This window comes from Devosia sp. (genome assembly GCF_036563435.1).
Lineage (GTDB): Bacteria > Pseudomonadota > Alphaproteobacteria > Rhizobiales > Devosiaceae > Devosia.
In genome coordinates this window covers 1-13,611 of record NZ_DATCMJ010000018.1, presented here as the reverse complement: position 1 = coordinate 13,611, position 13,611 = coordinate 1, and the positions used below count along the sequence as shown (strand labels likewise).

General features: G+C 59.6%; 3 protein-coding genes and 1 pseudogene. 1 reads left to right on the top strand and 3 read right to left on the bottom strand.

The genetic code is table 11. The annotated features are described in order from the left end of the window. Position 1 precedes the first annotated feature (1 nt). Together VIL88_RS12640 and VIL88_RS12635 are read right to left on the bottom strand one after the other, a co-directional pair. Positions 2-8,272 carry a DUF7507 domain-containing protein gene (locus VIL88_RS12640; RefSeq protein ID WP_331989371.1) on the bottom strand — a complete coding sequence of 2,757 codons (8,271 nt, stop codon included), beginning with the start codon at positions 8,270-8,272 and terminating at the stop codon, positions 2-4. 217 nt (positions 8,273-8,489) lie between these two features. Continuing rightward, the gene (locus VIL88_RS12635) at positions 8,490-9,317 is read right to left on the bottom strand and encodes an AraC family transcriptional regulator (protein WP_331989369.1); all 828 of its coding nucleotides are present in this window, start codon (positions 9,315-9,317) and stop codon (positions 8,490-8,492) included. A 508-nt stretch (positions 9,318-9,825) separates the two neighbouring features. On the opposite strand from VIL88_RS12635, the gene VIL88_RS12630 reads away from it, so the two are divergent. After that, complete coding sequence (locus VIL88_RS12630; protein WP_331989367.1) at positions 9,826-12,780, top strand: PAS domain-containing protein; 2,955 nt, start codon at positions 9,826-9,828, stop codon at positions 12,778-12,780. A gap of 580 nt (positions 12,781-13,360) precedes the next feature. Here the strand turns inward: VIL88_RS12630 and VIL88_RS12625 are convergent. After that, positions 13,361-13,611, bottom strand: a pseudogene (locus tag VIL88_RS12625) (response regulator); the annotation flags it as partial.

Below are 13,611 nucleotides of genomic sequence, written 5' to 3'. Positions count from 1 at the left end.
CTCAGCGCTCCACCACAAGATCAGCATTGATGACGAGCCGATATGGTTCACCTGCTCTGCGCCAGCGTTCACGGACTAGCGCGGTCATATGGTCGAGACGCTGCTGGCCTAGCCCGCCTTCCGCATTTTCCGTGTAGATGATGGTCAGCGCTGTCGTATGTTCGGCGAGCAATGACACCAGTTGGCCGACGCCCTCCTCCAGGGCAGGCGTTGGCGCGATTGAGCCACCGACAAAGGCGGACGCGTCAAGGGTAAGACGGACTTCGCGGCCGATGGAGATACCGAAGTTCATCTCGGTCATCTTGCCTGCAGTCAGCCGGACCATGGCGGGGTTGTCCGTCGTCATGGAGAAGCCAGTCGGCAGTGTGCGCTCGTCCAGTTTCAGCACAAAGTTCGAGCCGATATCGGCATCGGGCAGATCGGCACAGGGTACCGAATAGCGGCCGAAGGCGTCGGTCGTGATCAAGGTGCCGCGAACCGTTGCGAGTCTGGCTCCAGGTATGCCGGGCTCTCCCTCGTCCTGGTAACCGTCGCGGTCGAGGTCGTTGAAGACCTTGCCGATGACCTCACTGCAATCGAAGATCGCTTCAGCCTCGATGCGGATGTCGGCATGCGCTGAAGGTGCTAACGGCGTACCAAGAGCATCAACCCCCAACGCGCTATTGCGGTAGGTTCCCGGCTGAGCGGTCGGCAAAGCCCGCAGCACCAGCCCGATCTCGATCGTTGAGTTGGGTCCAAGCGGCAGATCGGCGAAACTGACCTCCGGCCCGACGAACACCGGCGTAACCGGCGTGGCATTGACCGTTGCCGAACCTTCGACGAAGGCAAAGCCAGACGGCATGCTGTCGGTGATGGTCACGAGACCCACATCCGCCAGAGAATTGTTCGTCACCGTGATCACAAAGGCCGCCGTTTCTCCCCGGCGGATGTTAGAGACCAGCGCACGTTTCTGTATGGTCACGTCGGCGGGTTGTTGCATCGGGATCGCAAGCACAGCCGTATCCTCGATGGCATCGACTGCTTCAGGCGCCCCGATTACGGCCGAGAAATACATGGCTGTCGCGTCTGCAGTGTTGCTCACACCATCGGCAATACCGGCCGCGTTGTTGATGTCTTCTTGGGTGAGTGCATAGCTCGTTCTGAACGACGCATGCTCGCCTGGCGCCAGCGGGAGCGGTGGGGGCTCAATCGGTGCGAGTGCACCGGTCGCCTTATGCCCGTCAAAGGTAATCCCCTGCTCGCGTGGAGTGACTTCTGTCAGCGGCACATTGCCGGTGTTTGTCACGATGAGTTCGTACTCGATGACATCACCGACACGCACATAGCCTCCGCCATTAGCGAAGCTGCCAGTTTTGACGAGAGCGAGGCTCGGTTTTGCCGGCTCAACAGGAACCTCGGTGGGCTGATCGGTGTCGATCGTCGGTCCGGACAGATCCGTTACTTGTTGCGGGCCGCTGCCAGCGTCGTAGGTGCCATTGACGGTTGCCTGGTTCAGGACCTGCTTCGCCCCGATGTCGGCGATGTCGATGGCATAGGTGGACGTGAACAAGGCAGAAGTTTCGCCGGGAGCGAGATCGGGGACGCTGAAGGTGTTGGGCGTCAGCCGCGCCAGTGGGTCGCTGATCTGGACACCGGTCAAGGGAAGATTGCCGGTATTGGTCACCGTGAAGCTATAGGTGATCTCCTCGCCCACCACGGCCGGATCGCTCAGCCCCGACGCTGCGGTCTTGACGATTGCGATCCCCGGCTGGCGAACAAGCGGGACCACGACCTCATTCGAGGAGACCGGCGTCACCGGTCCAACCGGATCGGCGAAGCTTGCGGTCGCCCGGTTACGCACGTCTCCAGCAAAGATATCGGACTGCTTGACCGGATAGGTGGCCGTGACTGTGACGGCGTTAGCGGCGCCCGGCAGCAGCACGGGGATCGTGGTCGGCGAAGTCATGACCAGGTCGGGCAGCGGATCAGCGATCGCAACATTGGTGAGCGTCTGATTGCCGGTATTGGTCACGAGGAACTCATAGGCAATCTCGTCGCCCGCTTGCGGTGGGTTCGCCAGGGCGGGTACTGCTGACTTGACGATGCTGAGCGAGGTGGTTCGCGTCAGCGGCAGGGGCGTAGGCGTGTCGTTGCCGATCGCCGTGCCCGAGATGTCCGAGACAGTTTGAGGCCCGCCAGGACCGGGGCCAGTGCCGTCCACTCGCGCCGAATTGGCGAACTGGCCTGCGTCGATATCTGCTTGCTTGAGGACATAGGTGGCAGTGAACGCGTCCGTATTGAGCGCACCGGGGGCTAGCGGGCCGGACCAGTTCCCAGGATTGTGTACAGTCACATCGCTCACCAGGTCCGTTATTGCGATGTCATTGAGCGTGACGTTGCCGGTATTCTGAATGGCGAACCCATAGGTGATCACGTCGCCTTCCTGCGGCGGCGTGCTCAATGCTGCGCTGGTGATCGTCTTGATGAGACTGATCTGAGGCGCCTGGTTGAGGCTGGTTGTCGTCGGATCGTCGGTGCCGAAGGTGGTGCCGCCTTGGTCAGTTACCGTGCCGGTGGGATCGACGGTTGATCTGCCTGTGGTGACCGCAGTGTTGACCACTGTGCCGGCATCGATATCGGTGGTCTTGAGGGGATAACGCGCGGTCACCGTGATTTCGGTGCCTGTGGCGGTACCCGCCTCGTTCTGCGGCTGCAGGACAACCGTGCTGAGAGCCGTTGCGTCAGCCGTATCAACTACGACGCCAGGTAGCAGGTCGACTAAGGTAACATTATCCAGCGGAACGTTGCCGGTGTTGCGGATGGTGATTGCGTAGACGATCTCCTCGCCGGCGACCGGTGGGCTAGACAGCCCAGAAATATCGCCAATCTTTCGCAGGCCAATATCGGGTGTCTGCGGCGGAAGCGTAACCTGCTCGGATGCGTTGACCGGCGTCTGGGGACCAGTTGGGTCGTTGAAAGTGATGGTTGCGGTGTTGTCGACCACCCCGCTGTTGATGTCTTGCTGTCGTAGCGGGGCAGTGATGGTGAAGTCGGCCGATGCGCCTGGTGCGAGGCTTGTGAGAGAGGCGGGCGCAACCACCGCTCCCGGGAAGGGGTCGGTGACGACGAGATTGCTGAGCGTTGTATTGCCGGTGTTCGTCGCGGTCACTGTCCAGGTGACCATGGTGCCCGCGCGGGGTACGGGCGGAATGGTGCTGGCCAGAGTCTTGTCGAGGGTCAGTGAAGATTGCCGGTACAGCGGTGTCTGCACCGAACTTGTTGGCGTGGTTATGGGAGTGCTACCTGGACCATAAACTGCGCCAGCGGTTGCACTGTTTTGTGCCACGCCAGCATCAATATCTGTCTGCGTTACGGGATAGTCGGCATAGACCGTGCTCGATGCCCCTGGAGCCAACGTGCCGATGTTGAAGGCGCCCGCCGGGTCGGGAGCAACCCCCGGCAGCGAGTCGGTGATCGTCACGCTGTTCAGGGTGGTGTTGCCCGTGTTGGTAACGGTGAAGCGGTAGCGCACCACATCGCCCACGCTGGTGCGCGGATTGCCGACGTCAGCAGCGGATTCCAGCGCTTTAATCAGCGTCAGCCCGGGATTGCTCAGCGCCGGAACGGTCGCATTGTCGGATGCAGTGGCGTTCAGCGACGAGCCGTTACTGCTGTTCGTGCCCCACCGCCCAGAAACCGAAGCCGTATTCGGCCGCGAGCCATTGTCGAGATCGGCCTGCGTAAGGAAGTAATAAGCGGTGAAGGTCGTGCTGTCGGCTTGCCCAGGATCGAGGCGTGGAATGGGCGTCGTGCTTAGGCCCTGTAGGCCACTTCCGGTCAGTGGATCCGTCACCAGCACATTGAGCAGCGGCGTGTTGCCGGTGTTGGTCACGGTGAACGTGTAGTCGACGCGGTCGCCCACGCTGGCGCCGTCGGCTCCTAGAGTGGGCGTTGCGGCCTTATCAATGGTGACGTTCGGGGAAACGGTAGGCGTAGTCGTCGTCGGAGTGTTGTTGCCCGCTTCGTCGGCTATCCCATCACTGTCCGGATCGGGATTGGAGTTGTTGTGCGAGATGTCGCTCAACGGGTCGGACGAGTTCTGTCCGGTTCCCGATACGCTCGCTTGGTTGGTGTGCGGCGGCGGCGGGCTAATGCGGGGCAATTGGGGGCTGACGTGAACCGTATAGCTGACCGTGCCGGTAGCACCGGCGGCCAGCGTCCCCCCGGAAACCAGAGTGTTTGCCCCTGCTCCGTTGAAGCCCGTGTCCAGTGTGCCGAAGGCGCCGCCTGTCACGGAGGTGACATCGTATTGTCCCTCCGCTGGCGCACCCCCGCCGCTATAGGTGCCGAAGTTCTGCGAGGCGCCGTTGAGCACGTCGGTGACGGTGATGCTGTTTATCGGCTCGAGGCTGAGGTTTTCGACCGTGAGCGTATAGGGGATGAGGTAGCTGCCATCGTTCTGATATGAGATTGCCCCGGCAACCTTGCCAATGCCGATGCGAGGCACGGGAACCCGGGTGAAATCCTGATCGATCGAGGCAAACGAATTGGTGATGACTATGCCGGCGATCCTGTTGACTCCGGTCGCTGTCGGGTTTGCCGTCGGCGGATTGTTAGGCCCCGGGAGCGCCTTGCCGTCGACGAGGTGCGGCTCGCTGATTGCGCCGTAGGAGACGTTGTAAGTGCCAGGCGGCAGGGTGAGAAAGCTGTAGTTGCCGGAGGCGTCAGTGGTGGTGGTGGCGGTGATGGTCGCGTTGTCGTGGGTAGCCGTCCCGGTGGCCGTCATGGTGATTCCGGCAATGCCGGTGTCCACGACATCTTGAACGTCACTGGCGTTGAAGTCGCGGTAGAGCGTGCCGCTGATGCTGCTGCCGAGAACGGTAGTAACCACACCGGTGGCAGTGTTGTCGCTTGCGTCTTGTTCGAACGACAGCGTGCTGACTGTCGCCGTGTTCTGTGCAGAGGCGGCAGCAGTTGACGTGATCTTGGTCCAAAGCGTCACCGTCGCCACGGCACCGGGTGGCATGTCGCCCAGTTCACACGAGATCGTGCGCCCACCGACCGCGCCCGAACAGGTCCCGGCGGTGGTCGCTGGGACCCTGGTTAGTTCCATGCCGACCGGCAGCGTGTCTGCCAGCGTCGTCCATTCGGCCACGCCGAGGCCGCCACCAGCCCGGTTGGTGACCGTGATTGCCCACGAGAATTCCTCCCGTAGGTCGACTATTGGCTCGCTCGGAACCTTCTCCACCAAGAGGTTCGCGCGCTCGCGCACTGTCGTGTCTTCGTAAGACGTGTTGTTGTCGACAGGAGCTTCGAACCCGGCAGCCGTCTCATCTGAGGTTACGGATACATTGTTGGTGTGGCGCCCGCGCGCGACGCCCTCCATGGCCACTGTCACCTGGATCTGCGTGTTGGCCGGCAAGTGGGCGTTATTACACGTCATCGTGCCTCCCGGCACGGTGGTGCTTTGCCCGTTCAAGGTGCATGTCACGCCAGACGGAGCAGTGAAGCGCGGATTAGCCAAACCGGTGGTCGGCAAGGTGTTCAGGACGCTCAGGTCGAACGCGTCGGACGGTCCGCTGTTGCGGACCGTAATCGAGTAGCTTGTGTCCCTGTTGATCTCGAGCGGATCGACAGTGTCGACGATGCTAACGATCAGGTCGAGCTCGGGCGGCGCTACGCTGAGCGTGAGCGCTGCCTGGTTGTTCGCCTGGTCCGGCTCGGCGGTAGTGGTTGAAACGGTGACGTTGTTGGTGATGCTGGTATTGGCGACGCCGGTGATTGGGACGGCCCGCACCGTCACGGTCTGCTGTGAACCGTTGGTGATCGTGCCGAGATTGCAGGTGAGCGTCTGGTTGCCGGGGCCCGTCGTAGTATTGATGCCCGGCGTCGTCGCACAGCTGCCGCGACTTGGAGTTGCGCTTTGGAACAACAGCCCGGCCGGCAGCGTATCGGTGATCGTTACATTGTCGGCGTTACTGAGGCCATTGAGCGGCACGCTTGCCGTCAGGACGTAGATCAATTCCTGACCAGCTTTGGCACCCGTCGACGACGAAGGGCTGGTCTTGGCGACTGTCACATCCGTACGCGAAACGACGGTGTAGCCGACGCTGGCATCGTTGTTGCCGGTGTTGTTGTCTGGCGTGGTGGTCGAGAAGGCAGTTGCCGTATTGGTCTTGGCACCCTGGCTGCCGGCCCTTACCGCCACAGACACACGGGGGCAATTGACGCCAGCCGTGCAGGCGGGCAGTGTGTCGATCATGCACTGCAGATTACGTGAATAGCCGCTGCTCGTTGGTGTGCTGCAGGTCAAGCCTGTTGCAACACCGGGTGTTGCGACAATAGAGACGGCGCTTGGCCCGGGCTCTCCACCGCCAGCAGTGGCGACGATGTCATTAAGCCGGTCGTCGAGCACTACATTGAGCGCTTGGGCAGGCCCTGTGTTGACGATCTCGATCTCAAACGTGACGGGTTCACCCGAGTTGACCGTCGTTGCACTGGTGACGGTCTTGCTGACGCTGATGTCCGCCCAGTTGGGGCCGTCCGCGCTGGTCAGGCCCGAGTTAGTCGTGTTGTTGCTCGGCTCGGCGTCCTCGCCCTGATCCCAGTTCGGAAACGAGACCGTCATGCCATTCGAGATGGAACCCGCTGCGGTTACCTCTGTGGTCAGCACGATGGCATCGGTTTGCTGCGTCGGCGCCAGGGGCGAAGAGGCGGTGTAGATGTTGGTCGTGCAGGTGAAGTCAACGCCCGGGCCACCAACGAGTGGAAGTACCTGAGAACAACTCCAGCCGCTTGGCACGCTGGCAGCCGTCAGGGTCAGGCCAGCCGGAAGATGGTCGGTGATCGTCAGCGGTCCTGAGAAACCCGCATTGCCGTCGTTGCGGGTTCTCAGCCGGAATTCGTATGAGTTTCCGACGGTCACGAGGCCCCGCGGCGGCCCTGCCTTCAGCGCAACGAGATCGACAGTGGGCTCGGCGATGAAGGCCTCGCCGTCATTTCCGGAATTGTTAGCACCGGCATCGGCGTTCTCATTGGGCGAGGTGATGGTCACCAAATTGGTCACACCGACCGTGGGCGCTGTCGGGCCGATCGCTTCGACGGTGACGGCAATCGGGGCCGTGAATGTCGTTCCCGCGCCAGAAGCATAGCTGCAATTGATAGCCTGCCCGTTCGGCGGCGGACAGGTCCAGCCCGAACCAGCTGTCGGAGCCACACTGAGGATCTGGTAGTTGGCCGGCACGAGATCTTCGATGCTGGCAGCAGCCGGCGCCACACCGACATAGCGTGGGTCTATAATGAAGGTCACCGTGTCGCCCACGAGGATTAGACCTGTCGGCGCCCGTGTCTTGCCGACGCTGACGTCCGTGCCTGGTGTCACGGTGATGTCGGTGGTGGCGCTATCATTGTCGTTGACGCCATCGCGCGGTGTGGTGGTGTCAACCTCGGCGGCGACCGTGATGGTGGAGGCGTTTGATGTCGTAACCTGCGAAGAGAAGTCGAGCTCAACGTCGGCTCCGACCGAGATAGGGCCAGCGATGTTGCAGGTAATGATGTCGTTTGCGATGGAGCAGCCTGCCGGCATGGTGACATTGCGCGACAGCCCCAAAGGCAGAGAGATCACGAGCGTCGCACCATCCGCAGGGTACGGACCAGCGTTCCTGACCGTTGCGCTGAACTGCGCCATCGAGCCTGCCTGCACGACGGCCGGAACGGCAACCAGCGTCACTGACAGGTCCGCACCCCGCTGCACGGTGGTCTGACGGCTGAAGGTCGGTCCTGGGTTTGGGATCGTTCCCCTAAGGGTGACCGTGCCCTCTTGCTTGGGACGGAGGTTTACTGTCCCGGTATGAGCCGCACTCGGCGAAAGCACAGGGACATCGCAGGTAACGGTAGCCGGCTGCCCCGTTCCTGGGCTGGATACGCAGTTGCTGAACCCCATGACATCGATGAAATCCGCCGTGGCCGGTATGTCGAAGGTTATGGTAGTTGCCGGTGTAGCAACGTTGTCGTTGTTGTCGATGCGCACGGTGTAGGGAAGCAATGCCCCAGCAGGAATGGGGTTGTATCCGGTGTTCGTTATGTTCAGCGTCCACCCGCCGGTCGTTTGCGCTTGCACAGTCGTCACGGTGAGCGGAGCGGAGAACAACAGGGCCGCGACCAGGGCAAATGGGCGAACAGAGGCTGTGCCGCCGCGGGCATCTTGTTTGCCCTGACGCTTGGTCGAACCAGGCTGACGCAGGGCACGGATGCCTGCCTGCACCGCATTGTGCAAATCAGAACGTATTGACATTGGCGGGCCCCGTTGCACTTGGTCGACGGGCCGCTCGCGACAAAAAAACATGTGCGCCCGAAATGCAGGGCCTGAAGACCCACTCCTTCCGTTAGGCCTGATTCACGTGTAGGGCGTATTTCGAAAATTAGGTCGATCGTGTCAAAATCTGATCGGTTGGCCGCAATTAAGTGTCGGAAACTGTTATCGAAATCTTAATACTTATCGCCTCAACAGCTCACCGGTTCAAGCGCAGCATGGCAGGCGTCACGCCGCGATGCTTACGCATGGTCGACGTAAAATGACTTTGACTGCTGAAGCCAGTCGCATACGCAATTTGTGCAATCGAGAGCTCCGGCGTGTGGAGTAACGCCTCAGCCATATCTAGCCTTAGCCGGAGTATGTGCTGATGCGGAGGCTCGCCGTAGGATTCGGCAAAAGCCCTCATGAAAGAGCTCGGAGCCATGTCGCAGAGCTTCGCCAGCTCAGCCACTTTGAGCTTGTGTCCGAGGTGGCTTCTGATGAAATCGTCGAGCAGCCGTCTTTTGTAAGGCGATAAACCCGCTCTAGCTGTGGTGAATCTAGAGCCGACATACTTCCGGAGGATGCTTACTCCAAGAACCGTGAGGAGCGCGTCCACAACCAGAGAATTGGCTCGCTCAGCATGGCTCAATTCAGACTGGAGCGCCTGCGCGATCCTTAGCGCCGTCTGATCTACGGTAGGAAACGGAAGAGGGGTGAGTTCCGGCAGTCCTCTGTCGAACTCGTGTGCAGCGAGTTGTTCGAGCTGTCCCGGCTCAAATGACACTACGATGTTCTCGCGCGCGTTTGTCCATTCCGTGGCGCTTTCAACCTCCGAAGGACTAACCACAAGCATGCCGGCTGGAGCATCGAAGGCCTTCAGCCTATCGCTGGCAAACGCTGAACGAATGCCAGGCGAAGGAGATAGCATGACCGCAACGAAATCGCTTTGGGACTTGAACCGCTGCTGACCAGGGGGACGATATGAATAGACCACTCCCCCATTGGGCACCATCATCCGAGGGCCGGCGTCAGCGGGGATCAAGGTCGCTATGTCCCTACTAGCAACGCTGTCATCACCAAGCCTAGGGGCAGAAGAGGGCATGGTAGGTCCGATCAAAATCTTCCACGTGGATGCTTTAGCGCGTTGTCGTATGATTTGAAGGGTTTACTTCTTGTAGGTCATTGTGAAAGTCGGCTCCGCGATGCTTGGATAAGTAGGGAAGCCCCCAGAATTTCTGCGATTTTCCTCACCCCCTGTGGGAACCGGGCCATGTGCAAAGCTGCCATGTTCGCGAACGGCAGGTAGGCCAATCATGCATTTTTGCACGGAGTATTCGTCACTATGATGACACCGACCAGAACACCACCTAGGTTCAGTGTTGTGTAATTACTCTGCCAAAGTCGCGAGCTTGCCTCGTTTCGATGTCCCGCTTCGACGGCCCGAGGTGGTCAGGAACAGCCGCGGCTGCCGGAACGAACCACCGGCTTTAGCTTTCTAGAACTCCCAACGACTTCAAGGCTGGCTATTGCAACCTTCACTCGAGCCGAACGTGAGAATACTGGAAGGTCAGGGCGAACTGCGGGGGCGCATGCGCGATCATGACTGGTCTGGAAGTTCATTTGGACATCCTGATCGCTGGCCTATGGCATTGAAGCTTTACGCGGGCCTGATGCTCGACGCCCAGCAAGCGATGTTTATCGCCTGGGGAGAGGAGCTGACGTTTCTATACAACGACAAGTACGCTCCCATACTTGGAGCGAAGCACCCCCACGCCCTCGGTCTACCGTTCGCAGATGTCTGGTCGGACATCTGGGAACAAATCAAGCCGCTCGTGGATAGCACAATGGCTGGCGAAGCGAGTTGGCATGAGGACCTTCTGATCCCCATGCGCCGCAATGGGTATCTTGAGGATGCCTGGTTCAGCTTTTCCTATACCCCTATTCGAGACGAAAACGGCCGAGTTGCCGGCATGCTCTGTGCAGCGACTGAAACGACCGGAAAGGTTCTTGCGCAACGCCAGCAACTTGGCGAGCGAGAGCGTCTTCGCCAGATGTTTGAGCAGGCTCCTGGTTTGATGGCACTGCTGCGCGAACCGAGTCACACGTTTGAACTGGTCAACCCGGCGTATCAGGAACTCATGGCCGGCAAAGACCTGATCGGCAAACCGGTGCGGGAAGCTCTGCCGGAGCTCGAGGGTCAGGGGTTCTTTGAGCTGTTGGACAATGTCTATGCCACGGGAGAGCCATTTATTGGTGAAGCTGTCCCTGTCCGAATGAAAGGGCCGCAGAGCGGCAGGATGGAAGAACGCTACTTCGACTTCGTTTACCAGCCAATCAAGGGTACAGATGGAAAGACTACTGGCATCTTCGTTGAAGGCTTTGATGTCACCGAAGCACGGGCTTCGGTGGAGGCTCTGAAGGAAGAGAGCTACGCGCTGGAGGTACTCAATGCCACTGCCGCCAAAGTGGCCGGATACCTGGACATCGACACCCTGGTTCAAGGGGTCGTTGACGCTGGGGTGGAACTGACCGGTGCACAGTTTGGCGCATTCTTCTACAATCGGGTCGACGCCTCAGGCGAGAGCTACACCCTATATACTCTTTCAGGTGCGCCTGCAGAGGCATTCTCGTCCTATCCTCTGCCCCGCAATACCCATGTTTTCGCCCCAACGTTCAACGGTGAAGGTGTTGTCCGCTCCGACGATATTCTCCAGGATCTGCGCTATGGTCGTAACGCTCCGCACAAGGGCATGCCGGAGGGTCATCTTCCAGTACGCAGCTACCTTGCGGTTCCAGTCAGATCGCGTTCTGGTGACGTGATCGGGGGGCTGTTCTTTGGACACGCTGAGACGGGTGTGTTCACGGAGCGAGCAGAGCGACTAACGGTCGGGCTTGCAGCGCAAGCCGCCACGGCCATGGATAATGCGCAGCTTTTTGAGAAGGCCCAGCATCTCAATCAAACGCTTGAGGTTCAAGTCGCGGAGCGGACAGCGGATCGCGACCGCATGTGGCGGCTCTCCACTGACATCATGCTGGTTGCTCGCTTCGACGGCTCCATCACAGCTGTAAACCCCGCATGGATGACCGTTATCGGCTGGCGGGAAGACGAGCTAATCGGCAGCAACTTCTTCGACCTCGTTCATCCCGAGGATCTTGCGAGCACACACGCAGAAGCTGGGCGACTTGCTCAAGGCCTTACCACGCTGCGATTTGAGAACCGGTACCGCCACAAGGATGGTTCGTATCGATGGATCTCCTGGATCGCGGTCCCAGACGACCACTTCGTCCACGCGGTAGGCCGCGATGTTACAAATGAGAAGCAGGCCGCGGAGGAGCTCCGGCAGGCTGAGGATGCGTTGCACCAGGTCCAAAAGATGGAGACTGTTGGACAGCTTACCGGCGGTGTGGCCCACGACTTCAACAACCTGCTGCAGGTGGTTACTGGGAACCTGGACATGTTGATCCGCCGCTTGCCGGAAGACGAGCTACGACTCCGCCGTTCGGCTGAAAACGCCATGGCCGGTGCAAAACGGGCGGCAACGCTGACGCAGCGCCTACTAGCGTTTTCTCGGCGTCAGCCGCTGGCGCCAACACCCATTCAGCCAAACAAGTTGGTTGCAGGAATGTCCGAACTGTTGCACCGGACCCTTGGAGAGATAATCGAGCTGGAAACAGTGCTTGCTTCAGGCCTCTGGCGTGTAGAGGCCGACGCTAACCAGCTTGAAAACGCTATCCTCAATCTAGCAGTGAATGCTCGGGACGCGATGCTCGACGGTGGCAAGCTGACCATCGAAACAGCCAACAGCCACATAGACCGTCTGTACGCCGTAAAGAACGCCGAGGTTGCGCCCGGCCAATACGTTCTGATCTCCGTTTCCGATACTGGCACTGGGATGGATGAAGACACCCTCCAGCGCGTCTTCGAGCCTTTTTTTACCACCAAGGAAGTTGGAAAGGGCACCGGCCTTGGACTGTCAATGGTCTACGGTTTCGTCAAGCAATCCGGTGGGCACGTAAAGGTCTATTCAGAACTCGGCCACGGAACCACCGTGAAGATCTACTTACCTCGACTTGTGGGCGAAGAGCCGGACGAGGAAGCATCTCAGGCCCAGGCAATTCCGGATGGGGAAGGCACGGAAACTATTCTGGTCTGCGAAGATGACCCCGAAGTTCGTTCTTTCTCGGTGGAGATGCTGCAGGAACTAGGCTACCGCGTCCTTGACGCAGCAGATGGCCCGGCTGCTCTTCGTATTTTCGAGCAACAGCCCGACGCCGTCGACCTTCTTTTTACTGACGTTGTTCTGCCCCATGGAATGACGGGGGCCGTTCTCGTGGAACAGGCTCGATCAATCCGGCCAACTTTGAAAGTGCTGTTTACTACCGGGTATGCTCGGAACGCAATTGTGCATCATGGGCGGCTGGATGCAGGCGTTGAGTTGATCACAAAACCTTTTTCTTACGCAGAGCTTGCAGCGCGAGTGAGAGAAATCCTGGATAGGCCGTAATCGAGAGCACCAAAGATGGGGCAGCAAGCGGCTCACTTCCACTTGCTGCCCTAAGGATGCGCTCCGAGCCAATAGAGCACGCTAGATAATACCGGACACAAGCTGACCAATCGCTGAAGCAGCCTGTCAGGCAGACGCGGGCCCTTTTGACAGCGACGGAATTGCAAAACTCATGAACCAGTACCCAACGGACCTTACGATCGGCAATGTCAGCTCGTCGTAAGCCGCCCTTGGTGAAGGTCTCGCTAAGAGGGCTGAGATGTCACTTATCAGAAACATGGCGCCTGCTATCGCTGCTGCGTTAGCAGACGCAGAGCGTAATATAATTCGCGCTTGGGATTTGCAGCGGCGCCACCGAGCTGCGCCCGACGCCAAGGTGGTATCCGATGAACAAGCTGATCAGTGAGCAGCGTTGCTTGAAGAACTTGCAGAGTATTAACTGCAGATGAGTGTCAGGATGCACTCCGGCTCGCAAGCACCGTGCGAACCCAGCTGGCTCTAGCGCACGGCTGCAGTTGATGTGCTACCTGCTGCTACCTACGAGCTTGTATCAGGCTTGATGGTACTGCACGCCCAGGCACTAAGCGGGAGAAGAATGGCGTGGAGCTTTCGTCATCAGCCAAGCAACGGCTTCTACGAGTTCGCTCATCGCGAAAGGCTTCAGCAGCATCAGGCTGTTGGGAACCCCTCGAGAGGACCAATCGCCACCCTTGTCGCCGCTGCAGTAGACAACCGGGATGTCAGGCCTTAGCTCCCGTGCCCGTTTTCCGACGTCCCAGCCGGACAGAGATCCGGGCATACGGATGTCGGTAACGACAGCTTCAAAGCTCT

Excerpts from the sequence above, each read along its gene's own strand:
- VIL88_RS12640 (WP_331989371.1), bottom strand. The coding sequence starts at position 8,272 with ATGTCAATACGTTCTGATTTGCACAATGCGGTGCAGGCAGGCATCCGT.